The following is a 24,710-nucleotide window of genomic DNA, read 5'->3' as shown; positions in this document are numbered from 1 at the left end:
TGGCTTAGCCGACAATTCTCGCAATTTTTTTTCTGTGTTCTCTGTGGCAAAAAAAGGAGTTTTTCAATGAGCATCGTCGTTGTCGGCACCGTAGCCTTTGACACGGTCGAAACCCCCTTCGGACGGGGAGAGAACGTTCTGGGCGGGTCGGCCACCTACTTTTCCACCTCGGCCAGCTTCTTTACCGATGTATCACTGGTGGCGGTGGTGGGAGATGATTTTCCCGAGGAACACGTCCGGTTCCTCCAGTCGCGTGACATCAATACTGACGGCCTCCAGCGCATCCCCGGCAGGACCTTTCACTGGACCGGCCGATACGGCTATGACCTGAACGAGGCCCAGACCCTGGATACCCAGCTCAACGTGCTGACCGCCTTCCGCCCGAACCTGCCGGACAGCTATCGTAATGCGGAGTACCTCTTCCTTGCCAACATCGACCCCGACCTGCAGATTGAGGTTCTGGAGCAGGTATCCTCGCCGAAACTGGTCGCCTGCGATACCATGAATTTCTGGATCAGTTCGAAGCCTGAGGCACTCAGGAAGGTGCTGCAGAAGGTGGATATCGTCGTCATCAACGAGGGGGAGGCCCGCCAGTTCACCGGCGAGGTCAACCTGGTCAAGGCTGCCCGCCAGATCATTGCCCTGGGGTGCAAGCGCCTGGTGGTCAAGCGCGGGGAATACGGCGTACTGATGTTCACGGCCGATTCGGTTTTTGCGGCGCCCGCCTATCCGCTGGAGGATGTTTTCGATCCGACCGGAGCCGGTGATACCTTTGCCGGCGGCTTCATGGGCTACCTGGCCAACACCGGAGACCTGACCGAGGAAGGCATCCGCCAGGCCATCGTGTTCGGCAGTGTTATGGCATCGTTCAATGTGGAGGACTTCAGTCTGGAGCGCATGAAGCGTCTTGAATACCGGGAAATCGAAGCCCGCTACAGAAGCTTCAGGTCGCTTACCAGCTTCCGGGACATCGCGCCGCTGTGAGCGGCGTCTTTACCCGCACCGGCTGCAGAGCCATTTTATTGACATTGCCGGGTTAGTTTGCTAGTTTTTATCAGTATTTCACCTGTTTCAGCACGGGTAGATTCCACGCTGGTGATTCATGACGATGCGTCTGCCATTGTTCGTTCCGATGCTCTTTCTGCTGCTCCTCAACGCGTGCGCTACCGGACGCAGCCAGCAGGAGATCCGGAAGAACCCGGAGGTCTACCACTACCAGATGGGGCTATCCTACCTCGGTGAGCGCAATTTCACCCGTGCGTTGGTGGAGTTGACCGAGGCCGAAAAGCTCGATCCCAACAACCCGGAGCTGCAGTACAATCTCGGTCTCGCCTATCTCGGCAAGAAGCGTCCCGACCTGGCCGAGCAGAAACTCCAGCGGGCCCTGACCCTCAAGCCCAATTTTACCAAGGCCCGCAATGACCTGGGTGTGGCCTACCTGGAGCTGAAACGCTGGGACAGTGCGATCCAACAGTTCAAGATCGTCAAAGACGACATCTTCTACGACAACAGCGAGAATGCCGTCATCAATCTGGGGCTGGCCTATCTGGGCAAGGGCGAATATGCCAAGGCTCTGGAAGAGCTGCGTTCGGCCGCGGTGGCCAATCCGCGCAACCCTGTCATCCGTCTTTCGATCGGGCGGGTCTGGTTCGCAATGGACAAGACCGAACTGGCCATAGCCGAATACCGCAAGGCGCTCGACATCTTCAAGGATTACGGCGCCGCCTATTATTACCTCGGTCTGGCCCAGCTCAAGCTGAATGACACAGAGGCCGCCAAAGCAGCCTTCAAGGAAGTGCTTCGGATCATCCCGGATTCCGAACTTGGCCATTTGACCCTGGGATATCTGGACCTGCTCAAGTAATCGAGGACCGCTTGTCCATTAATGAAACCCACCATCAGGATCACTCCGCCAACTCACCGGGCGCAATTCTCAGACGCTGCCGCGAATATCATGGCATTTCACTGGAAGAGGCGGCCGAAGCCACCAAAATCGGCACCGACCATCTCACTGCGCTGGAAAAGGACCAGATCAAGGGTTTCGCCAGCCAGGCCTATCTCAAGGGATTCCTGAGAATCTACGCCACCCATCTCGGCCTCAATGCCGACGACATGATGCGCCTGTACGAAAAGCTGTATGCTTCTCCCACCAGCCACGACCACTCGTTGAACGCAGGTGACAGCGGAGTCGCCAGACGGCGCCGCGTACCCTGGAAGAAGCTGATACTGCCGGCCGTACTGCTGCTGATGCTGATCGTCACCTCATACATTCTGGACCGTTCTTCCACTCCCCCGGCCCGGCGCCAGACCCTGCCGCCCGGACCGGGCACCCCGATAGCCGCACCTGTCCAGCCAGTCCGCTCGAGTGTCAGCAATGTACCGTCCGTAACGCACGTTACCAGCCCCGCACCACCGGCAGCCGTTTCCGAAAAACACATCACCCCGCCGGAGCGTCCCGGTGTGGCACCGCCGCCGGCCGAAGCCCCCAAGGACTTCATCGTGCGGATGAAAGTGATCCGCAATGGTACGCTTGCCGTGACCATCGACGGTTCCGCTACCCAGAATTATGAACTTTCGGTCGGTGACGTCATCGAATGGAAGGCGGACAAGAGCATCATCCTGGAACTTTCCAATGCCGGAGGGGTCGAAATCGAGCTGAACGGCAGGCAGATCAAGCCTTTGGGGCCCGAGGGCAAACCGGCATATGTGACGCTTGACGCAAATGGCGTCAAGTCCTGAATCCATAACCATTCGCAGCAAGGAGCACAGCCATGCAGATCGCAGCACGCTGCCGCAAATGCGGCAGAGCCATGAGCAGTCAGCGCATCGACAACTATCGCGTGAAAATGACCTGCCCATGCGGTTTCTCCGATTTCCGCACCATTACGGAAAAGGTCAAGACCGTCAATCCCTTCTACCACAAAGCCAACTTCACCCCTTACATGGAGAGCGAAAAGGGCAAGATGGTGCTGACCATGCAGCGGGCCAACCGGGAGCACATGGAGATCATTTCGCTGGAAGAGATCAGCATGCTGGTGTCCTCCGACTTCGAGCTTGCGGACGTTCTCCAGTCTGTGGCCGACAAACTGGCCCGGCAGTTGAATGCCAGCGTCTGTAACATCTATCTGCTTGAGGAAGGGGAGCTGGTCCTGAAGGCGACCTATGGCTTTGAGCAGGAAAAAATCGGCCAGATCAGGCTCAAAATCGGCGAAGGCATAACCGGGACGGTAGCCAAGGAGATGCAGCCGCTCAATCTCAGCCGCGCCTCGCAGGACCCGCGTTACAAGGTGTTTCCCGAGCTGAACGAGGAAAAGTACAATTCGATGCTGTCGTTCCCGATTACGGACAGAAAAAGCGTCTATGGCGTCATCAATCTGCAGACGACGTCCATGCGCAGCTTTCCCGAAGACGAGATCTATTTCGTTTCGATTATCGCCAATCTGATTCTGTCAGCCATCAAACTGCGCCAGAAGGTGGCATCCAACAGAATGGCCCGGGGGGCCTCGCCTGCTTCTTGACAGCCCCCACCCCGATGTTAGAATAGAAAACTACATCGAGGGGCGGGGAGCTTGCCGTGGCAGAAGACGTGAGACGGATACTGGTGGTTGACGATGAGGAAAACGCCCGTATCACACTCTCGAAGATTCTATGCCGCGAGGGTTTCGAAGTCACATCGGCGGGCAACGGGTACGAAGCCCTCAACTACCTGCGATGCCATCAGGTCGAGCTGATCATTACCGATATCAACATGCCTGAAATGGACGGCATGATGTTCCTGCGAGAGCTCAACCGTCTCCATCCCGCCAGCAACGTGATAATGATCACCGCCTACGGTGAGGTGGAGTCGTATATCGAGGCAATGAATCTGGGCGCGTTCGAATACATAAACAAACCGGTCAAGGTCGAGGAGTTGCTCAAGGTTATCGACAAGATTTTCAAGGACAGCCATTTCAGCCATTCCCCCATTCAAGAGGAGCCCTGCAATGAAAACATTCGATAAGATTCTGACCGCCATCGATTTCTCCGAGAATTCAGCCTACGCCTTCGAATACGCCTTGACCCTCGCAAAACAGTTCAACTCCGAGCTGACCATCATGCACGTCATCAACGAACCTGTCGATCTGCGCGGTTTCTACGTGCCGCACATCTCTTTCGAACAACTGGAAAGGGAGATCGAGGCAGGCGCCGTCACCATGATGGAACGATTCTGCAGTGAACGCTTGGCCGGCTTCGGCAACTATACCACCGCCATCGTAACCGGAATACCCTATGAAGAGATCAACCGGAAAGCCGAAGAGATCGGGGCCTCGCTGATCGTGCTGGGCACCCACGGCCGGACCGGGCTCGACCACCTCATATTCGGCAGCACCGCCGAGCGCGTAGTCCGCTCCGCTTCCTGTCCGGTTCTGACGATCCGTCTCTCGCCTGAAGGCTGAGTTCGCTTTTATCCTGCCCTTGCAATCATTACCGTCCCCGGGTCAACGGGCTCGCCGCCGGCCATAATTGCGGCATCTCCTGACTCTACGGTTCCGGTCTTCTGCCTCCGGGATGCCTCCCCTTCTGCGCTGATCGGACACCGGTCGGCGATCCCCCGCAGTGCCCCCAAGCCAGCTTTTTCCGCCTGAACGGGCGAGATGCTTCACTCCGGCCGTTTCCGCCTTCTTTTTTTCGTGCAGCTGGTGTAGTATCAGGTTTATTTTCAGCAATTGAGATCGACATGAGCCAAAGAGCACGCGGAAAAGTTTTGATCGAAAGCCCGCCGGAAATGACCAGGGAACATACCCCGCCAACACCCCGAGCAGCCATCGCCATCATCGTCCCCCAGCGCCTGGAGCGGAAAAGCTTTCTGCAGGACTAACCAATGCCATTTCTCTATCGCAACATCATGCTCCCGCAGTATCAGAACGAGCAGCTCCTGCCGTCTGTCGTGGCGTCGCAATTGCGCCTGCCTCCCGAAGCGCTGAATGCCTTCCGGATCGTCCGCAAAGGAATCGATGCCCGCCAGAAGCCGCGTATCAAGTTTGTCTATACCGTTTCCTTCGCGCTTGCCGACGAATCTCTGCTGCGCAGCCGCATCAGCAACGATCCCTCCCTGACCGGCCTGGAGTGGCAGCCTGTTCCTCAACCTCCGGCCTTTGCCCGGCTACGGTCGCAACAACGGATCGTCATTGCCGGCAGCGGTCCGGCCGGCCTGTTCGCGGCCCTGCGCCTGTCCGAATACGGCTTGACCGCCACCGTCATCGAACGGGGCCAGCCGGTCGAACAGCGGGCACAGGATGTCCAGCGCTTCTGGAGAAACGGCGGGCTCGATCCGGAAAGCAACGTACAGTTCGGCGAGGGGGGCGCCGGAACTTTTTCCGACGGCAAATTGACCTGCCGTTCAAAAGATCCGCTCGTGCCATGGATCCTGGAGCGTCTGGCCGATTTCGGAGCGCCCTCCGAGGTGTGCTACCTGGCCAAGCCGCATATCGGTACCGACTGCCTGCGGCGGGTGGTCAGCGCCATCCGGGCCCACCTGCTGAACAAGGGGTTTTCGATCCGCTTCGGCTGCCGGCTGGATGATATCGTGATCCGCAACGGCCAGGTCGCTGCGGTCATCGCCGGCCAGGAGGAACTGCCCTGCGACCTGCTGATCCTGGCCACCGGTCACAGTGCCCGGGATACATACGAACTTCTGGAACGGCGGGGGGTGCCGCTGGAACGCAAACCGTTCGCCATGGGGCTGCGGGTGGAGCATCCCCAGGAACTGATCGATCGCATCCAGTACGGCACCACGCGCCACCCCAACCTGCCAACCGCCGACTATGCCGTCACCTGGAACAACCGCGCCACCGGCCGCAGCGCCTATTCCTTCTGCATGTGCCCCGGCGGGGTGGTCATTGCCGGCGCATCGGAGGAGGGGGGCGTGGTGACCAATGGCATGAGCGGACAGAAACGCAGCTCTTCCTACGCCAACAGCGCCCTGGTGGTCAATGTAGCCCCCGATGACTTTGGCGGCAGCGGTCCCCTGGCCGGGGTCGAGTTCCAGCGCTCCTGGGAACGGCGGGCATTCACGGCGGGCGGCGGAGACTATCGCGCACCGGCTCAGAACCTGCTGGCCTTCCTGAAACTGCCGGGGGGCAAGCCAGCGGCTGCCAGTTATCGTCCCGGTATCGTCGAGACCGACCTGGACGAGGTCCTGCCACCCTTCATTGCCGCCACCCTGAAGGAAGGCATCCCCCACTTCGGCCGCAAGCTGCGGGGCTTTGTCACGGCCGAGGCAACCCTGATCGGCATCGAATCCCGCACCTCGGCACCAGTGCGAATCCTGCGCGATGAGCACTACCAGTCACGCGGCTTGCCGGGACTGTACCCGGCCGGCGAAGGCGCCGGATACGCCGGCGGTATCATGAGCTCGGCCATCGACGGCATCAAGATCGCCGATACTATCGCGGCTAAACTTGGAAGAGAATCTGCCACAGAGACATAGAGACACGAAAGAACAGGAAGAGACACGGCACACGGAAACAGCGGAAACGTCAGGATCCAATCAAAATTATCCGTCGTGATCCGCTTGTACCGCCTTTTCCGCGTTCCATGCCTTTTAATTTCTCTGTGGTTCTCCGTGTCCTCCGTGGTAAAAGATTTTTGAAACGATTTGAAGAACGGTTTTCAAAGGAGCATGACGTGGCAAAACAATTCATAGCCGATATCAAGGACCGCGATACGGTCCATGCGGTTTTCCTGGTCAAGGACAAGATCATGGCCATGGCCAAGAACGGCAAACCCTACATGAACCTGCGCTTCATGGATAAGAGCGGCGAGGTTGATGCCAAGATCTGGGATAACACCGACGTGCTCGACAAACTGTTCGAACGGGACGATTTCGTACAGGTGCGGGGCAAGGCTTCCGTTTACATGAACAAGATGCAGGTGGTGGTGGCGGAGATCAGCAGGATTCCGGAAGAGGAGGTCAATCTGGCCGATTTCCTGCCCGAATCGCCGCGCGACAATGCCGAAATGCGTGCCGAGCTGGCAGAGGTGGTTGCGGCCCTCGACAACCCGTACCTGCGGGGGCTCATGGAGCTCTTCCTGGCGGATCAGCCCTTCATGCGGCTCTACTGCTCGGCGCCGGCCGCCAAGGGGATGCACCATGTCTATCTGGGGGGGCTTCTGGAGCATTCCCTGGCCCTGGTCAAACTGGTAAAGGCCATGGTGCCGCTCTACGAAGGGCTCAACGAGGATCTGCTGGTGGTGGGGGCGCTGCTGCACGATGTGGGCAAGATCCACGAAATGAGCTTCGACCGCTCCATCGACTATACCGATGCCGGCAAGCTGCTGGGACACATCACCATCGGAGTCGAACTACTCAACGAGCGCATCCGCCGGATGGAAGGATTTCCGCGCGAGTTGGAGCTGCTGCTGAAGCACATGCTGCTCTCCCACCACGGCCAGTACGAATATGGTTCTCCCAAGCGCCCCAAAACGGTCGAGGCCACCATCCTGAACTACCTGGACGACATGGATTCCAAGATCAACGGTATTCGCGCCCACATCGCCAAGGAGAACGTCAGCACCTCCCGCTGGACCGCCCATCACCGCTTGTATGACCGTTATTTCTTCAAGGGCAACGGCATGGACGAGGATCAGGAAGTAGCCTGCATCTACGAGGAGGAATCGGAAACGGTATTGGCGCCGGTCTCGGAGGTACTGCCGGAACAGCAGGCATCTCTGAAGCGGGAACGCCAGTCATTCGGCAATCAGCCCTTCAAGGCGCTGGAAAACCTGGATCTGTTCTAAGAGGTTGTTGAAATTCTCAGGTTGTTCAAAAATGGGTAGATCGTCGCACCCGCAGGAAGCCTCGCGGAGGCCGACCCTCTCTCTATCTCTTCCCCAGAGGGGGAAGCATGCCTTGCTCTCTCCCTCTGGGAGAGGGATTGGGTGAGGGTTGCAGCGCTACGCCGCACAAGGTGGCTGACGAGGACGGCGGCGAGATGATCGTTTTTCAACAACCTTCTAAGAGAGAGAGCAACAGTCATGTCAAGCATACTGCCGCAAGGGGAAGATCTGAGACGGGCGGTCAAATGGATTTCGAGCCATCTGCAGGAGAACCAGGACCAGCCGGTCATGCCGCTCGTCCAGGAGGCGATCTTCAAATTCGACCTGTCCCCCATGGATGCCGACTTTTTGATCGGCTTCTACAGCCGGAAAAGCGAAGACCGGTAGCCGTCAACTGACAAAAAAAGGGTGCTGCGACTCCTTCGCAGCACCCTTTAGCCGTGATCGGGGCGGACGGCCCCTCATCCTCACCCTTTTATCAATCCCCGCAACACCTCCAGATTGATCCTGTCCATTTCATTATCGTCACCCTTGGGGGTTTCCAGGATCTTGGGAATCCTGGCGAAGCGCGCATCGTTCAGGATAAAACGGAACGGTTCCAGCCCCAGTTCCCCCCGTCCGATATGCTCGTGCCGGTCGACCCGCGAGCCCAGCCCTTTCTTTGAATCGTTGAAATGAAAGCAGGCCAGCCGCTCCAGCCCGATGATCCGGTCGAACTGGGCCATGGTATCGCCATAGCCCTGCTCGGTGGTGATATCGTACCCGGCCGCATAGGTGTGGCAGGTATCGAGGCAGACCGCGAACCGGTCGGAAAAACGCGAACCGCTGATGATGGCCTGCAGCTCCTCAAAGCAGTTGCCCAGGTTGGAACCCTGGCCGGCGGTATTTTCCAGCAGAACCTGCCCCTCGAATCGGGGCACCTCACCGAACAACTGGTCAAAAGCGGCGACGACCCGCTCCAGGCCCGCTTCGCGCGTATCGCTCAGGTGCGAACCGGGATGCATCACCACTTTGGCTATACCGAGCCGGGCGCAGGTTTCCAGCTCGTCGCGGAAGGCTGCCAGGCTCTTGTCACGCAGTTCCCCCGGCGGAGCTGCTAGGTTGATCAAGTAGATATCGTGTGAAACAACGTCGTTCAGCCCGGATGCCGCGTATTTCTGCCGGAACAGGGCCGCATCGGCTTCGCTGACCGGTTTGCCTTTCCACTGGTTGGTGTTGCGGGTGAAAACCTGCAGCGCTCCACAACCGGCTTCCAGGGCCCGGTCCACAGCCAGATGGATACCACCCGCAATCGACATGTGGGCACCGATATAGTCGCTCATGGCTGTTCCTCCACCAATTCGATGTGGCTGCCGTAGAAATGAACCTCCACCTCCTCGCCTGCGGCAAAACGGGTGCCTTCGGCCGGCAGGACCGCAAGCCCTTCGGCATCCACCATCGTCTTCAGAATAGCGGTCTGCTGTTTGCCGGCCGAACTGGCATACCAGCGTTCCCCGTCCCGCTCCAGGCGCACCCGCACGATCTGTACTTTTCCCGGCTTCTTGGTCTGGTCCTCGCGCAGCACCGCCTTGAAGCGTGGCCGCACTACCCGGCGGTGCCCCTGCATCCGGAGCAGCGCCGGGCGGACGAATTCCTCGAAGGTGATCATGGTGGAGACCGGATTGCCGGGCAACGAAAAGACCGGCGTAGCACCATGCAGCGCAAAGGCGGTCGGACCGCCCGGTTTGATGCCGATTTTCCAGAACAGCTGATCAGCTCCCAGTTCGGCCAGCACGTCGCGCACCAGGTCGCAGTCGCCGGCTGAAACCCCGGCAGAAGTGATCAGCACGTCAGCCTTGAGCCCCTGCTTCAATTTTTCGATATGGTTGTCGCGATTGTCCCGGGCAATGCCGAGGATCAGCGGTATGCCTCCCGCCTCCCGCACCGACGCGGCCAGCGAAAGCGTATTGCTGTTGAGCACTTCCCCCGTTCCCGGCGTCCGGCCCAGTTCGACCAGTTCGTCGCCCGTGGAAAGGATCGCCACGGTAGGGCGGCGGAATACGGGCACCAGTGCCATCCCGAAGCTGGCCAGCATGTTGATCTCCGGCGGACGGATGATCGCGCCGGAGCGGAGAAAAATCGTCCCGACAGTAACATCTTCGCCGCGTAAACGGATATGCTGCCCTTTTTGTACCGGCTCCCTCAGCGTTGTCTCCTGCTGCCCCCCCTCGGTATCCTCCACCGGCACGACCGCATCGCAACCGGCTGGCAGCGGTGCTCCGGTCATGATCCTGACGGCGCAGCCCGGCTCCACCCGCAGGTCATCCCCCCTGGCTCCGGCCGGCAAAAAACCGGTCACCGTGAGACGGACCGGAATGGTACCGCAATCGGCGGCGCGGACAGCGTACCCGTCCATGGCCGAATTGTCCCAGGCCGGCATGTTCCAGGGGGCGGCCAGGTCTTCGGCCAGCACGCGTCCCGCCGCTTCCGGCAGGCTCACGCGCTCGCTCCCCAGCGGCTGGACGCTGGCGAGTATCGTGCTGCGGGCTTGTTCAAAGGAAACCATGTTCCCTCCAGGTAAATGTTTGGCTATCAGCATAGCGGGAAGACCGGCCAAATACAATAGCCGGCTGCCGAAAATGGCATCCAGGGCGCACCTGGCACCCTGAGGAGATGCGCTTGACTCGTTGCGCCCTTTGACGCTACACTCACCTGAGTAATCTATTTACACAGGATTGATCCATGACCACCGACAACTACCTGGCCTCTCTGCGCATCAAGATCGCCACCTACGGCAAGGAAAACCTGGGCGAACTGCTCTATGCCCTGGCGGAGGGAGCGCAACTCATCTCCGGCAATGACCAGGTGCGCATCTACCTCGAAGACCTGACGCGCGGCACGCTCTCCTGCGTGCATGCCACCGGCCCGCAAGCCTCCCGGATCGGCGAAACCGACTTCCCGATCATTTCCTCCGAAGCGATCGTCTCCAGCGTTTTTGTCAGCCAGTATCCGGTCGATTTCCGGATAGCGTCCGGAACGGGCAATGCGGCGGACAACTCGTTTGCCGAACAGTTCGGTTTCTGTTCCAGTTATGTGATGCCGGTGGTCAGCCTGGGCAAATCCATCGGCATCCTGTGCATCGATCAGAATCAGCCGGCCGAGACGCTGGAACCCCGCGCCAAGTCCGATCTGGCCGAGCTGGCCGGATTGATGGCGGATCGGCTCGACCAGGCCCGCATCTATCATCAGCAGGTCAAGCTGGCTCGCCGCCTGGAGGAGTTCAAAGCGCGCGAGGCGGCCGGCATGATGGTCAAATCAGCAGTGGGGCTGATCGAAAAGGTTTCACTGGCTTCAGTGCTGGTGCCGGAACAGAAGGAAGGCATCCTGGCCATGAACGTCCTGGCCAGCTACTCGGAAGACGAGCGGCTCAAGGCCCTGTACGACCAGCAGGGCGCCATCGATCTCGGCAAGGGCAAATCACTGATCTCCCAGTACGTCAACGACCAGGGGGTGATTACCGACGAGCGCCTGCTGAAACCGCTCTTCGTGGCCGACCTGACCCAGCACAATCTGCAGAAGCGGGCGCTGACCGAATCCATGGCCCTGCGTTCGATGTATGTCGTGCCTCGTTTTGCGCCGGACAGCCGGCAGATCATCTGTCTGTTGAACTACTATTCCCATGAGCTGTACCGTTTCTCCGATTTCGAAATGGGGCTGTTGCAGACCCATGCCGAAATGGTCGAGCGGGTAATCAGCGAGGTGGGGGTCGAGCATCTCGAAATCCGCGCCCTGTCTGAGATCACCGATCTCCTGAACGAGCGGACCGAAAGCCTTCAGCCCTTTTTGAGCAAGGTGCTTTCCAAGGCCACCGAGCTGATCGGGGCCGATACCGGCAGCATCGCGCTGGTAACGGAGCGGGACGGTGTCAGATGGCTGGTGGTGGAGGATGAAAACGGTACCATCATCGGGGCCAAGAACAAGGAATGGCTCAAAAAGTACATTCCGCCGTTCCTGATAGGGGGGGAGGAACTGCGCCCCGAGGAGCGCAGTCTGACCGGCTACGTGGCCCACACCAAGCTGCCAAAGACGATTGCACGGGTAGAGCAGGAACTGCAGGCCGGGGGATTCCACCGTTCGATGAGCGAATTGCTCAAGAGCGAGATCGCGGTTCCGGTGATCTGCGATGATGAGGTCATCGCCGTAATCTGCCTCAACTCCCTGCACTACGACTACTTCAGCGAGGAGCACCGCCGCATCCTGCAGATCATCGGCAGTCTGACCGCACGTCACATCTCGGATCTGCAGCGCATCGAGGGTCTGCAGAGCGAGGTCAACCGGCTGACCACCGACGTGGCCTACAAGGATCCCCATGTCTCCTCCTACCGTCTGGGCAACATCATCGGCAACAGCCCCACCTCCCAGGCAGTGGTCGATTTTATCAATACCGTCTCGCCGCCGCTCTTCAACCGGATCACCTTCTGGAACCGCAACAGCCTGCAGGAGGCCACCATCGGCCTCCCGTCGATCCTGGTCACCGGCCCGACCGGCTCGGGCAAGGAGTTCTTCTTCAACAACCTCTACAACAAGCTCAACGGCCTGTACCGCGCCCAGCTCAACCCGAATGGCGAGTTACCGGTCAAGAAGACCAACATCGCCTCTTACTCCGGCGACCTGACCTACTCGGAACTCTTCGGCCACAAAAAGGGGGCCTTCACCGGTGCGTACAGCGATCGGCGCGGCATTCTGGAAGAAACCATCGGCGGTATCGTCTTTCTGGACGAAATCGGCGATGCCGATCCCAAGACCCAGGTTCAGCTGCTGCGCTTCCTGGACAACGGCGGCTTCGTGCGCCTGGGGGAGAACGTCGAACGGTACAGCCGCGTGCTGCTGGTGGCCGCTACCAACCGCAATCTGCCCGAGGAGATCGCTGCCGGACGCTTTCGGGAAGACCTTTTCCACCGGCTCTCCGAACTCTCGATCCGCCTGCCTTCGCTCAACGAACGGCGCGAGGATATCTCGGACCTGTCGGTACACTTCCTGGGCAAGCTCTATCGCACCTACCGCGGCGAACACGAGCTGTCCGACGCGGCCCCGATCCTCTCGGAAGAGGCGAAGCAGGAACTCATCCGCCACAACTATCAGGGCAATATCCGCGAGTTGCGCAGCATCCTGCTGCGGGCGCTGTTTTTCCGTACCCGCGACGTCATCAGCGGAGATGCCATCCGCATGGCCATCGCCGGTACGGCAGCCGGCAATCTAGCAGCCGCGCGCCGCTCCGACGTGCGGGAACTGGATGACCGGCTGGCTGCCGCGATCCTGGAACGGATAGAGCAGGGCAGCGATTTCTGGACCGAGATCTACGAGCCATTTTCACGCAATGATATTTCCCGGGAAACGGTACGGTTGGTAATAGACAGGACCCGTGTGCTGGCAGGCAAAACGCTGCCGGCCGTGGCGCGCTATCTGAAGGCCGTCGACGGCGAGGGGGATCCGGGGGAATTGCAGCGCAGGCTGTTCAAGTTCAAGAACTTCCTCTACAAGACGGTCCGGATATAACGACATGTATATCAGCCTCAAGACCAAGATGGCTGTGGCGGCCAGTGTCCTGTTCGTTCTGTTCGTCGTTACTGCATCCTATTTCACCCTTTCGTATTTCGAGAACATGTTCAAGGAGTCCATCTCCCGCCAGCAGTTCGCCCACGTATCTACCCTGGCGAAAACCATCGACGACAAGCTCCTGACGGCACTGCGCTCCTTGACGACCGTCGCCTCCTCTGCTTCATCCGATGTCGTGACCGATACGGCTGCGGCCCAGCGTTTTCTTGACGAACGGATCGGGTTGAAGGCCCATTTCGACAATGGCATCTTCCTGTTCGACAAACGTGGCATCCTGATCGCCGAAAGCCCCTACAAGGCGGGCCGGCGCGGCAAGGACTTTTCCTTTCGGGAATGGGTGCAAAAGACTCTTGCCACCGGCAAGCCCTTCATATCCGATCCTTATATCTCCACCTATACTCCCGGACTTCCCGCAATCGCCATGACAGCACCGCTTTTCGACAAGCAGGGTGAAATAATCGGCATGATGACCGGCAGCCTGGCCCTCACCGGCAAAAACGGATTGGCTGAACTCTCCGGGATAAGGATAGGCAAGACCGGGTATCTGTACATCACCGACAACCATCGCATCATGCTCGTGCATCCCGACAAGAACAGAATCATGAAGCCGGTAGCAGCTCCCGGCGTCAACAAGATCTACGACCGGGCCACCCAAGGCTTCGAAGGCACTGGAGAAACGATTACCTCCTATGGTGTTCCGATGATTTCGTCGGTCAAGCGCCTGGAGAGCACCTCCTGGATACTTATTGCCAATTATCCCATCTCCGAAGCGCACGCCCCCCTGGTCAAGGCACGGTATTATTTCAGTGTGGCAGCCTCTGTGGCCACTCTGGTTCTGTTGCTGCTCACCTGGTGCATCATGCGGCGCCTGATGTCTCCGCTGGTGGCGGTGACACGCCAGTTGAAGCATCTGCCTGACCTGCCTGCCGAAGAACGATCCGTCACGGTCGGGACCAACGATGAAATCGGAGTGCTGGCCACGGCCTTCAACAATATGATCGCGGCGTTGAACAAACAACAGACGAGCCTGAGGGAAAGCGAGGAAAAATTCCGCCTGTTGGCCGATTTTACGGTGGACTGGGAATACTGGATCGATCCCGGGCAGAGCATGATTTACACTTCCCCCTCCTGCTGGGCGTTTTCCGGGTATCATGCCGAAGAATTCCTGACCAGTCCTGGTTTATTGTGCGACATCGTCCACCCCGACCATAGAAGGCTGTTCGAGTACCACCTGCAGTTCGTCAGACAGCCGAACCTCGGCGTGCTGGAACTCGAATTCAGGATCATCACCCGGGACGGAGAGGTGCGGTGGCTGAGCCACGTCAGCCGGCCGATTTTTGGCCAAGACGGCACATACCTGGGCCGTCGCACATCCAACCGGGACATAACCGAACGCAGACACGTGGAGGAAAAACTGCAGGAGAAGGCCCTGTTGCTGGAGTCGGAGGTGGCTGAGCGGCAAAAGGTGCAGGAGGCCCTGGCGATCAAGCAGCAACAGCTCGAGGAACTCAACAGCTCGCTGGAGGAGCGCATCGATCGCGCTATCAGCGAGCTGCGGCAGAAAGATCAGCTGCTCATCCAGCAGGGACGTTCGGCCGCCATGGGTGAGATGGTCAACAATATCGCCCACCAATGGCGCCAGCCTCTCAACAACGTGGGCCTGATCGTTCAGAATCTGCGGGTCATGTACGAGATGGACCAGCTCACCCAGGATGAAATGAATCATGGAGTCGAGATGGCCATGGACACCATCAAGTACATGTCGCGCACCATCGACGACTTCCGCCATTTCTTCCGCAAGGACAAGCTGAAGCTGAGTTTTTCCATCAAGGACATGGTGTACAGGACCCTGGACTTCGTGTCCGCCAACCTCAAGCACAACCATATCTCCGTAGAGCTTGAGATCCGCGGTAACGTGGTTGCCTTCGGCTATCCCAATGAGTATTCACAGGTGCTGCTGAATATCGTCAACAATGCCCGGGATGTCCTTACGGAACGCGACGTGGCAGAGCCCTCCATCAATATCCGGATATTCCGGGAAAAAGGGCTGAATATCGTCACGATCCGGGACAATGGGGGAGGCATCAGTGACGATGTCCTTCCCAAGGTTTTCGATCCCTACTTCAGCACCAAGTCCCTGAAAGGCACCGGGATAGGGCTTTACATGTCCAAGGTGATCATCGAGCAGAACATGGGTGGCACCCTGACCGTGCGCAACAACAAAGGGGGCGCCGAGTTCAGGATAGAACTTCCCTCCGCCTGATGTGGTTTCGGATAGGTTACTTTTGGGAGCTTCGCTGGAAACGGCGGGGCTTTTGCGCTTTCAGGGAGTGCGGTCGCGGGGGATCATCCAGGGGCTGCTGGCAGGCGGTAGCGTTGCGCGAACCACGGCACGATGGGTCATTCGTTGTTCGGGTAGCCGGAACCTTCCTCTGCGACCAAGGCATATTCCTGTACGGCTGGGGAGTAATCGTCCTTTTTCCGGCTCTTCCCGTGCTTGTTGAGTGCCCGGACTATCTCGACGAGCAACGGGATATCGCGGCGGTCCAGTTGTTTCAGTTCCTTGAGGAGTACGGACATCTCCCGGGAGGCACCGAGATCAAGCACCTTGCCCGGCCGGAGAAGGGCTGCAATGTTCTGGTCTTCTTCGCGAAAAAAAGAGGCCAGAGGGACGGCCAAGGCGCTGGAAAGCTTCACGAGCATGTTCAGGGAGGGAAGCTGCTCCTCGCGCTCGATCTTGCCAATATAGGTATAATCCAGCCCTCCGCTCACCTTGGCGGCCAATTGCTTCTGGGTGAGCTTTCTCTCCATTCTCAGCCGCTTGAGCGCACTTCCGATCCCTGCCGTCAAAGAAAACCTCCCGATGCCGCATCAGCCGCGCATTTCCCTTGCCACGGTTTTCGATTGTATACCTTTAACTGGAGCGTATGTCAATTATGATCAAATATGACTGACAGTCATTTTATTTGACATTAAGTCTTATTTATCGTATTTTTTGCCCAAAAATAGCAGGGACTGCCGTGGACAAACTCCGCTTGCTGAAAAAGCTGAATGACGAGGGAACACTCGAGTGCCTGACCAGCGCAGAGTTGCGCATCTATTTCATAATGCTCGCCGGAAGTCGAAAAAACGGAGAGGGAGAGATTTTCGCGGACCGGCTGCGTTGGACGTTTGGTGAGGATTTCTCCCACGAAAAACTTGCGAAGATCTGCGCCGGACTGGAGCAAAAGGGGCTGGTTGTCATTACGGCGCTCTCCAGCCAAAATGCATGTGGAAATAATCCCGGTCTGGGCTACCGCCTCCTTCTTGCCCCACCCTGACCTTCCGAAGCAGGCGACGGTTTGCACTCCGCCGGACACGCCTTCTGACCAATCAGCACGGGGGAAAATATATGCTCTGTAGTGGTAGTTTCACCGCTTCCGACAAGGCCGGCATCCTGATCGTGGATGACAACTGGGACCATCGACGCCTGCTGGCAGTTTCTCTTGCCATGGAAGGATACCGGGCGACCTGCGCCGCCAACGCTTCCGAAGCGCTTGTACTGCTGAAATCAACCAGTTTCTGCCTTATGCTGACCGACTACAACATGCCCGGCATGAACGGACTGAAGCTTTCCGAAGAAGCGCTGAAAACATCGCCGGGGCTGGTCATTGTGATGATAACCGGGGGCTGTGCAACCCACCTCCATCAGGCGGCCGAAAAACTCGGGATCACGGCAGTCCTTACCAAGCCGCTGGATGTCGATGAACTCTTCGGCATAATCGCCCGGAACGCCGGCAGCTGAAGTATGCCGGAGCCTGCCATGCAAAAAGGGACCGAATCCCACGATTCGGTCCCTTTTTTATTCAACGGCATATTCGCCCGGATCAGTAGCGATAATGCCCGGCTTTGTACGGCCCTTCCTTGGGCACGCCAATATAGGCGGCCTGCTGGTCGGTCAGTTCGCTCAGCTGGGCGTTCAGCTTCTTGAGCTGCAAACGGGCCACCTTTTCGTCCAGGTGTTTGGGCAGCACGTACACGCCGACGGGATAGTCGGCATTGCGGGCGAACAGCTCGATCTGGGCGATGGTCTGGTTGGCGAAAGAGGAGGACATGACGTAGCTGGGATGCCCGGTGGCACAGCCCAGGTTCACCAGGCGCCCTTTGGCCAGCAGGATGATGCGCTTATTGTCGGGGAAGATGATGTGATCCACCTGGGGCTTGATCTCTTCCCACTGGTATTTCTCCAGGGCTGCGACCTCGATCTCGTTGTCGAAGTGGCCGATGTTGCAGACAATGGCCTGGTCCTTCATCTTTGCCATATGGTCGTGAGTGATGACGTGGTAATTGCCGGTGCAAGTCACGAAGATATCGGCCTTGTCCGCGGCATAATCCATGGTCACCACGCGGAAACCTTCCATGGCGGCCTGCAGCGCGCAGATCGGATCGATCTCGGTCACCCACACCTGGGCCGAAAGGGCGCGCATGGCCTGGGCCGAGCCCTTGCCCACATCGCCGTACCCGCAGATCACGGCGATCTTGCCGGCAATCATCACGTCGGTGGCGCGCTTGATGCCGTCTACCAGCGACTCGCGGCAGCCGTAGAGGTTGTCGAACTTGGACTTGGTGACCGAGTCGTTGACATTGATGGCCGGGAATTTCAGGTCGCCCCTCTCGTGCATCTGGTACAGGCGATGCACGCCCGTAGTAGTCTCCTCGGTCACACCCTTGACCTGGGCCAGACGGGTGGAATACCAGGTCGGATCAACGCCTAGCTTGGCCTTGATGGCGGCAAACAGGACGGTTTCTTCCTCGGAGCCGGGATTGGCCAGTACGGAGAGATCCTTTTCAGCCTTGGCGCCCAGATGCAACAACAGGGTGGCATCGCCGCCGTCGTCCAGGATCATGTTGGAATAGCCGCCGTCATTCCATTCGAAGATACGGTGGGTGTAATCCCAGTACTGCTCCAGGGTCTCCCCCTTGACGGCAAAAACCGGCACGCCCGAGGCGGCGATGGCTGCGGCTGCGTGATCCTGGGTGGAGAAGATGTTGCAGGAGGCCCAGCGCACCTGCGCCCCCAGGGCAGTCAGGGTTTCGATCAGCACGGCGGTCTGGATGGTCATGTGCAGCGAGCCGGTAATGCGGGCTCCCTTGAGCGGCTGCGCTGCGGCGTACTCCTCGCGGATGGCCATCAGTCCCGGCATCTCGGTCTCGGCGATCCTGATCTCCTTGCGTCCCCAATCGGCCAGGGACAGGTCTGCTACGATGTAATCCTGTGACATGTGTGTTTCTCCTTGTGTGATGGTTATCTCAACGTTACCCGCAATGGAACACGGATCTTCGCAGATGCAGCGGATTCACACGGATTTTCCGCGTTCCATTAAAGAATTTGACTTGATAGTTAATCACTTCGTCCCATCTACCAGCAGCACCGCTTCCTGCCCGTTCGCCCCTTCGATTCGCTCACAGTGCATCGCGGAAAATCCCGCTGCCGACAGCCACGACTCCAGTTCCCCCTCCTCAAACCCCAGCCACTGATCGGCCAGTTGCTCGCGGGCCGCCTCGCGTTCGTGGCGGGCCAGGTCGGCCAGCAGCAGGGTTCCGCCGGGAGACAGCACCCGCCGGATCTCGGCCAGTACGGCCTGCGGATCCGCGGCATGGTGCAGCACCATGTTGGCCACCACGCATCCCACTGCGGCATCCGGCAGCGGTAGATGGGTCATCTCCCCCAGCCGCAGCTCGACTCCGCTCACGTCACGCTCGGCCAGCCGGCGGCGCGCCTCCTCCAGCATGGCCGGAGCGTGATCCACGCCGACCACCGAGTCCGCCCGCTGCGCCAGCTCCACCAGCAGAGCACCGGTGCCGATACCGATCTCCAGGACTGTCCCACCCCGAGGCACCTGCTCCAGGAGACGGTTTTGATACTCCGGCACCGGCAGCAGCGCCCGGGCCAACTCGTCCCACTGGCGCGCATGACGGTCGAAGAACTGCTGACTGCGGCTGCACCGTTCCTCCAATACCTGAGCCACAGCGGCCAGATCCCTGGGGCGTTCGGGCAGGGCCTGCACCTCCTGTTCGAAGGCGTGGCGGATGGCGCTGAAAAAGCGGTTTTCCGTGCCAAGGCGGTAGTAGCTCCAGGTCCCCTGGCGCTTGACGCTCAGCACGCCCGCCTCGGTCAGGATCTTGAGGTGCCGCGAAATGCGCGACTGCCCCATGCCCATGATACGGGTCAGCTCCTGCACGGTGAATTCACCGGCCAACAGCACCGCGGTCAGGCGCAGGCGGCAGGGATCGGCCAGGGCTTTGAAGATATCGAGCATGTTACATCACATTTACCGGAAGATATAAATCAAGTTTTCTTGATATAGCATAAAGCAGGAATTTTGCCAACGGAAACTAGTGGATGGTTGGATCATACAAGAGACAATGGTAGGCGCGTGAAAAATTGTAACCGTCTGGTCGGGAGGGTGGTCTATTTTGCAGTAGGATATTACAAAGGAGGAGATCATGAGAGCACTGCCCATCGTCTTCGTTGCTGTAATATTTTCCGCTCTGCCGGCTCTAGCCGATAATTTTCGCTGTCCCAATGGAAATATCGTCTCCACCGGCGATGCCATATCGACTGTTGCTGCCAAATGCGATCCCCCGGCCGGTACGTTCAGACGCGAGGAACCGGTGGAAATGGATAGAAGGGGCGGCAGGGCCGGAATCGTCTACATCGAGGTGCAGGAGTGGACCTACGACCAAGGCTCCACGCTGCTGCACACCCTGGTCTTTCGCAACGGAATGCTGTCCGAGGTTCGCACTGGCGGCTTTGTGAAATAGCGCACTGCTCTCACAATCGATACGCTCAGTGCCTGGGGACATTCAGATAATAAAAAAGCGAGGATGGGGGGAGTGGGCTACGATGTTGCGGAGGCGGTCCGGCACACGAGCCGGAACCGCCGCATATTTCTCAGGATGTGGCTTCTCCAGCCACTGTCTCCAGCACCGGCTCTTGTTCACGCACCTTGCCGTGGTCCCTGGCAATCAGCATGTAGATCGAAGGCACCACGAACAGGGTGAACAGGGTACCGATGAACATACCTCCCACCAGCACGAGACCGATCGAGTTCCGGGCCGCGGCGCCGGCACCGCTGACCAGCGTCAGGGGGAAATGGCCGGCAATGGTGGCGGCGGTGGTCATCAGGATCGGCCTGAGACGGGTCATGGCCGCCTCCCGCACCGCTTCGAGCTTGGAATGCCCCTGCAGCTGGAGCTTGTTGGCGAACTCCACGATCAGGATGCCGTTTTTGGCGACCAGCCCGACCAGGGTCACCAGTCCGATCTGGGAATAGATATTCAGACTGGTGGTCCAGCCGCGGGTCCAGAAGGGGGTGTTGGGGTCGGGCATCTTCAGGAAGGTGAATAACAGGGCCCCGAAGATCGCCAGCGGCACCGAGCCGGCCAGGATCACGAACGGGTCGCGGAAACTGTTGAACTGGGCCGCCAGCACCAGGAATATCAGCACGATCGCCAGACTGAAGGCCGGCAGGAATTTGTTCCCCTCGGTACGCAACTGGCGCGACTCCCCGGTGTAATCAAGCACATAGCCTTTGGGCAGGATTTTGCCCGCTTCGGTCTCCAGAAAACGCAGCGCCTCATCCAGCGGTCGGATCGCCACCCCGCTGAGTTTGACGGCGTTCAGTTGCTGAAAGCGGTTCAGAGAGCGCGGCACCACCGAGTCCTTCAGGCTGGCCACGGTGGAGAGCGGGATCAGTTTGCCGTTGGGCCCGGTCACATGGATATCATTCAACTGGGAGGGATTGAGACGGCCGACCCGCTCGATCTGCGGGATCACCTTGTAGCTGCGGCCGGCGATATCGAAGCGGTTGACGAAGCCGCCCCCCACCATACCCCCCAGGTCGGCACCGATCTGCTCCAGACTGAGACCCAGGGCAGCCACCTTGTCACGGTCGATCACGAATTCGGACTGGGGCTGATCGAGCTTGACGTCGATCAGCGGCGGAAAGGCGAACATCTGGCTCTGCATGGCCTTCTGCTGCAGTTGCCGGGCGAACTCCAGGATCTTGTCCGTGTCGGCGGTGGAGGCCAGCACGAATTCCACCGGAAACTGACCGCCCCCTGGCAATGCCGGCGGCGTAACCGGGAACATCTGGATGCCGGGGATGGCCTGCAATTTCTGCTGGACCTCGGGCATGATCTGGAAAATCGTGCGGCTGCGCTTCTCCCAGGGTTTGGTAACCATACCGCTGAACCCGGAGCTGGGAAAGGTGAGCTGGAAGGTGAAATCGGTTTCGGGCACGCTCAGAAAAGCCTGATTGGCGGCAGCGGCATAACGGCTGTTCTGGTCGATGGTCGAGTTGGCGGCGGCATCCAGGATGCCGAATATGACCCCCTGATCCTCGGTGGGGGCCAGTTCGCGGGCCGACATGGTGAACAGCGGGATGGTCAGCAGGCTGACCACGATCCAGACCGCATACACCGCCGGGCGGGCGGCCAGGGTTGCATCCAGCCGGCGACCATAGGCCTCCTTGAGCCGGTTGAAGCCGCGGGCAATGCGCCCTGCCAGGCCATGCTCCTCCATGCCCGGCTTGAGCAGCCGGGCCGACATGAGCGGCGAGAGAGTCAGTGCCACGACCCCGGAAATGGTCACCGCGCCGGCCAGGGTCAGGGCGAACTCGCGGAACAATGCGCCGGTCAGCCCCCCCTGCAGGCCGATCGGCAGGTACACCGCCGCCAGAGTGATCGTCATGGCAATGATCGGTCCCACCAGCTCACGGGCTCCCAGGAGCGCCGCCTCCAGCGGCGAACGCCCTTCGCCCATGTGGCGCTCCACGTTCTCCACCACCACGATGGCATCATCCACCACCAGACCGACCGAAAGCACCACTGCCAGCAGCGTCAGCAGGTTGACGGTGAAGCCGAAGGCCTGCATCAGAAAGACGGCCCCGATCAGCGAAATGGGAATGGCCACCACCGGCACCAGCACCGAACGGAAGGACCCCATGAACAGGAAGATCACCACCATCACGATCAGCAGCGTGTCTCCCAGGGTCTTGAGCACCTCGCGGATGGCGCTGTTGATGTAGTCGGTGGCGTCGTAGGCAACCCTGGCCTGCATGCCGCTGGGCATGTCGCGCTGGATGGACTCCATCTCGGCGCGCACTTTTTTGATCACGTCGATGGAGTTGGCGTTTGGCAGGGGCCAGATGCCCATGAAAACGGCGGTCTGGCCGGAAAAGCGCACCTCGGACTCGTAATCCTCTGCTCCCAGCACCACATCGGCAATATCACCCAGCCGGACGATGGCGCCGTTCTGTTCGCGGATCGCCAGGCGCTTGAATTCATCCTGGGTATGGAGGTTGGTATCGGCAGTCAGGTTGACCTGGATCAGGGCCCCTTTGCTGCGCCCGGGTGCCGACAGGAAGTTGTTGGCTGCCAGTGCCCGGCGCACCTGGGCCGGACTGACGTTGAGGGCCGCCATCCGTTCGGGCCGAAGCCAGATGCGCATGGCAAAGGTGCGGGCTCCCAGAACATCGGCCCGCTGCACCCCGGCAATGGCCGACAGGCGCGGTTGCACCACGCGTACCAGGTAGTCGGTGATTTCGTTCTGCTTGAGGATATCCGACGTAAAGCTGAGATAGGCCGAGGCGAACTGGCTGTCGGCGGATTCGATGTTGATTACCGGCACTTCCGCTTCAGGAGGCAGATCGCGGCGCACCTGGTCCACCTTGGAACCGATCTCGGCCAGCGCTTTGGTGGAGTCGTAATTGAGCTTGAGGCGTACGGTAATGGTGGAGAGACCCAGGGTACTCTGGGATTCGATGTACTCGATGCCGTCGGCAGCGGCAATGGCCCGTTCCAACGGAGTGGTGATAAAACCGCGCACCAGGTCGGCGCTGGCGCCAACATAGACGGTGCTGACCGTCACCGAAGCATTTTCGCTGCGGGGGTACTGGCGTACGTTCAGGGTGCGGATGGCCTGCAGGCCGGCAATCAGGATCACCAGGCTGACCACCAGGGCCAGCACCGGACGGCGTATGAAAAGATCGGTAAAGGTCATGCCGCTCAGTTGTTCTCCGGTTTTGGCGCGTACTGGAACTGGGGCGCCAGCTTGTTGTCAACCGCCACGGTCTGGCCGTTGCGCAGCTTGAAGACCCCGGAGCTGACCACTGTTTCTCCACCCTTGAGTCCGGTGGTGACCGCAACGAAATCACCCCGTTTCTCGCCCAGGCGCACGAATTGCTGGCGTACCGTCGTCCCTTTTTTGGGGTCCTGCGGCTGCTCGACCACAAAGACCGAATCGCTGTAGGGAGCGTACAGCACCGCCGTTGCCGGAATGACCAGCACCTGCTGCCGGCCGGGCAATTCCACCCCCACGTTGACGAACATGCCGGGGCGCAGTCTGCCGGAAGGATTGGCCAGGGTGGCCTGCAGCTTGAGCGAACGGGTATCCGACTCCACCAGGGGATTCACGGTGGTGATGCGTCCCCGGATCGACTCCCCCGGAACGGGATCGCCGGTCACCCGTACCGGCAAGCCGGTACGCAATTGGCCAGTCTGCTGCTGGGGAAGCGTGAAGTCGACGAAGATCGGATCGAGCGTCTGCAGGGTAACGATGGGATCCCCCTCGCGCAGGGACTGTCCCAGGTTGACCAGGCGAATACCGAGCTGCCCGGAAAAGGGGGCGCGGATGGTCTTTTTGGCGATGGTGGCCCGGATCGCATCGACCTGGGCCTGATTCTGGCGGTACGCGGCAGCCGCGGTATCGTAGTCGGCCTGTGAGATGATTCCGTCGGAGAGGAGCTGTTCAGCACGTTTCAGGTTGCTGCGGCCAAGCCCGGCCTGGGCTACTGCGCCGGGAAGTTGGGCCTCCTCGAAGCTGGTATCCTGCTGCAGCAGCAGGTCTCCCTTTTTGATGGAGGTGCCCGGTTCAAAGGCGATCCTGGACACCTTGCCCGCCAGTTCTGCCGACACTGAAACCCCCTGAACGGCTGTGAGCGACCCGACCGCATTCAGATTATTCTCCCACGAATCGCTCTTGACCTGCATGGTGGTAACCGCTTCGGGAGGGGGAACGTATTTTTTGCCATGATCGATCATGGCAAATATCTGCAGGGCCTTGACCCCGGCAAGCAGGCCGATCAGGACGAGCAGGCCGAGGACGATGAACAGGATGCGCTTCTTCTTCATGATCGTGAGGACTCCGCTGGTTGACGAACCGAGGTGATGTACCGCTATCTTATAGCACCGGAGAGCGGTATTGAAAACAATCTTAATGGAGCATTCCGGCAAATGAATGCCGGAATGAAAAA

At 59.4% G+C, this 24,710-nt stretch carries 22 protein-coding genes; 15 read left to right on the top strand and 7 right to left on the bottom strand.

Features of this window, described 5'->3' with window-relative positions; all coding sequences use genetic code 11:
• The first annotated feature begins 66 nt into the window (after positions 1 to 66).
• The 10 genes from GSVR_RS01915 (at position 67) to GSVR_RS01870 (ending at position 8,205) form a co-directional block, all read left to right on the top strand.
• Positions 67 to 984 (top strand): PfkB family carbohydrate kinase, encoded by a 918-nt coding sequence (locus GSVR_RS01915; RefSeq protein ID WP_173201021.1) that lies wholly within the window; start codon positions 67 to 69, stop codon positions 982 to 984.
• A gap of 118 nt (positions 985 to 1,102) precedes the next feature.
• On the top strand, positions 1,103 to 1,864 hold the full coding sequence (locus GSVR_RS01910) for a tetratricopeptide repeat protein (protein ID WP_308936475.1): 762 nt from the start codon (positions 1,103 to 1,105) through the stop codon (positions 1,862 to 1,864).
• Positions 1,865 to 1,875: 11 nt separating this feature from the next.
• Positions 1,876 to 2,739, top strand: a complete 864-nt coding sequence (locus tag GSVR_RS01905; RefSeq protein WP_173201019.1) for a helix-turn-helix domain-containing protein — start codon at positions 1,876 to 1,878, stop codon at positions 2,737 to 2,739.
• Positions 2,740 to 2,771: 32 nt separating this feature from the next.
• Entirely contained in the window at positions 2,772 to 3,518 is a 747-nt protein-coding gene (locus tag GSVR_RS01900) for a GAF domain-containing protein (RefSeq protein ID WP_173201017.1), read from the top strand.
• Positions 3,519 to 3,574: 56 nt separating this feature from the next.
• Positions 3,575 to 4,000: a response regulator gene (locus GSVR_RS01895; protein WP_173201015.1), complete on the top strand. Its 426-nt coding sequence runs from the start codon at positions 3,575 to 3,577 to the stop codon at positions 3,998 to 4,000.
• Positions 3,984 to 4,436 (top strand): universal stress protein, encoded by a 453-nt coding sequence (locus GSVR_RS01890; protein ID WP_173201013.1) that lies wholly within the window; start codon positions 3,984 to 3,986, stop codon positions 4,434 to 4,436. Before GSVR_RS01895 ends, GSVR_RS01890 begins: the two co-directional genes overlap by 17 nt.
• Before the next feature lie 281 nt (positions 4,437 to 4,717).
• Positions 4,718 to 4,858 carry a hypothetical protein gene (locus GSVR_RS01885; RefSeq protein WP_173201011.1) on the top strand — a complete coding sequence of 47 codons (141 nt, stop codon included), beginning with the start codon at positions 4,718 to 4,720 and terminating at the stop codon, positions 4,856 to 4,858.
• 3 nt (positions 4,859 to 4,861) lie between these two features.
• A complete protein-coding gene (locus GSVR_RS01880) occupies positions 4,862 to 6,469 on the top strand; it encodes an NAD(P)/FAD-dependent oxidoreductase (protein ID WP_173201009.1) in 1,608 nt (535 codons plus the stop codon).
• A gap of 197 nt (positions 6,470 to 6,666) precedes the next feature.
• Entirely contained in the window at positions 6,667 to 7,779 is a 1,113-nt protein-coding gene (locus GSVR_RS01875) for a 3'-5' exoribonuclease YhaM family protein (RefSeq protein ID WP_173201007.1), read from the top strand.
• Positions 7,780 to 8,016: 237 nt separating this feature from the next.
• Positions 8,017 to 8,205 (top strand): hypothetical protein, encoded by a 189-nt coding sequence (locus tag GSVR_RS01870; RefSeq protein ID WP_173201005.1) that lies wholly within the window; start codon positions 8,017 to 8,019, stop codon positions 8,203 to 8,205.
• Positions 8,206 to 8,285: 80 nt separating this feature from the next.
• Here the strand turns inward: GSVR_RS01870 and GSVR_RS01865 are convergent, their stop codons facing one another.
• Positions 8,286 to 9,140 (bottom strand): deoxyribonuclease IV, encoded by an 855-nt coding sequence (locus GSVR_RS01865; protein WP_173201003.1) that lies wholly within the window; start codon positions 9,138 to 9,140, stop codon positions 8,286 to 8,288.
• Positions 9,137 to 10,363, bottom strand: coding sequence for a gephyrin-like molybdotransferase Glp (glp, locus tag GSVR_RS01860; RefSeq protein ID WP_173201001.1), 1,227 nt, complete (start codon positions 10,361 to 10,363; stop codon positions 9,137 to 9,139). Before glp ends, GSVR_RS01865 begins: the two co-directional genes overlap by 4 nt.
• Positions 10,364 to 10,539: 176 nt before the next feature.
• On the opposite strand from glp, the gene GSVR_RS01855 reads away from it, so the two are divergent.
• Together GSVR_RS01855 and GSVR_RS01850 are read left to right on the top strand one after the other, a co-directional pair.
• Positions 10,540 to 13,353: a GPMC system transcriptional regulator gene (locus GSVR_RS01855; RefSeq protein ID WP_173200999.1), complete on the top strand. Its 2,814-nt coding sequence runs from the start codon at positions 10,540 to 10,542 to the stop codon at positions 13,351 to 13,353.
• Positions 13,354 to 13,357: 4 nt separating this feature from the next.
• Positions 13,358 to 15,676 carry a cache domain-containing protein gene (locus GSVR_RS01850; RefSeq protein WP_173200997.1) on the top strand — a complete coding sequence of 773 codons (2,319 nt, stop codon included), beginning with the start codon at positions 13,358 to 13,360 and terminating at the stop codon, positions 15,674 to 15,676.
• Between the two features lie 137 nt (positions 15,677 to 15,813).
• Here GSVR_RS01850 and GSVR_RS01845 read toward each other — a convergent pair whose 3' ends face one another.
• The gene (locus GSVR_RS01845) at positions 15,814 to 16,263 is read right to left on the bottom strand and encodes a helix-turn-helix domain-containing protein (protein WP_173200995.1); all 450 of its coding nucleotides are present in this window, start codon (positions 16,261 to 16,263) and stop codon (positions 15,814 to 15,816) included.
• A gap of 170 nt (positions 16,264 to 16,433) precedes the next feature.
• Here GSVR_RS01845 and GSVR_RS01840 point away from each other — a divergent pair, with 170 nt between their 5' ends.
• Together GSVR_RS01840 and GSVR_RS01835 are read left to right on the top strand one after the other, a co-directional pair.
• Positions 16,434 to 16,733 (top strand): hypothetical protein, encoded by a 300-nt coding sequence (locus GSVR_RS01840; protein WP_173200993.1) that lies wholly within the window; start codon positions 16,434 to 16,436, stop codon positions 16,731 to 16,733.
• 71 nt (positions 16,734 to 16,804) lie between these two features.
• Positions 16,805 to 17,197 carry a response regulator gene (locus tag GSVR_RS01835; RefSeq protein ID WP_173200991.1) on the top strand — a complete coding sequence of 131 codons (393 nt, stop codon included), beginning with the start codon at positions 16,805 to 16,807 and terminating at the stop codon, positions 17,195 to 17,197.
• A gap of 82 nt (positions 17,198 to 17,279) precedes the next feature.
• On the opposite strand, the gene ahcY is transcribed toward GSVR_RS01835, so the two are convergent.
• Together ahcY and GSVR_RS01825 are read right to left on the bottom strand one after the other, a co-directional pair.
• A complete protein-coding gene (gene ahcY / locus GSVR_RS01830; RefSeq protein WP_173200989.1) occupies positions 17,280 to 18,674 on the bottom strand; it encodes an adenosylhomocysteinase in 1,395 nt (464 codons plus the stop codon).
• 123 nt (positions 18,675 to 18,797) lie between these two features.
• Positions 18,798 to 19,712 (bottom strand): metalloregulator ArsR/SmtB family transcription factor, encoded by a 915-nt coding sequence (locus GSVR_RS01825; RefSeq protein WP_173200987.1) that lies wholly within the window; start codon positions 19,710 to 19,712, stop codon positions 18,798 to 18,800.
• 187 nt (positions 19,713 to 19,899) lie between these two features.
• Here GSVR_RS01825 and GSVR_RS01820 point away from each other — a divergent pair, with 187 nt between their 5' ends.
• Positions 19,900 to 20,217 (top strand): DUF2845 domain-containing protein, encoded by a 318-nt coding sequence (locus GSVR_RS01820; protein WP_173200985.1) that lies wholly within the window; start codon positions 19,900 to 19,902, stop codon positions 20,215 to 20,217.
• 130 nt (positions 20,218 to 20,347) lie between these two features.
• Here GSVR_RS01820 and GSVR_RS01815 read toward each other — a convergent pair whose 3' ends face one another.
• Complete coding sequence (locus GSVR_RS01815) at positions 20,348 to 23,458, bottom strand: efflux RND transporter permease subunit (protein ID WP_173200983.1); 3,111 nt, start codon at positions 23,456 to 23,458, stop codon at positions 20,348 to 20,350.
• A gap of 5 nt (positions 23,459 to 23,463) precedes the next feature.
• Complete coding sequence (locus GSVR_RS01810; RefSeq protein WP_173200981.1) at positions 23,464 to 24,588, bottom strand: efflux RND transporter periplasmic adaptor subunit; 1,125 nt, start codon at positions 24,586 to 24,588, stop codon at positions 23,464 to 23,466.
• Positions 24,589 to 24,710: the final 122 nt, after the last annotated feature.

This window comes from Geobacter sp. SVR (genome assembly GCF_016865365.1).
In the GTDB taxonomy this organism is placed as follows: Bacteria; Desulfobacterota; Desulfuromonadia; order Geobacterales; family Pseudopelobacteraceae; genus Pelotalea.
The sequence above is the reverse complement of the archived record's forward strand: the minus strand, read 5'-3'. Positions and strand labels throughout refer to the sequence as shown.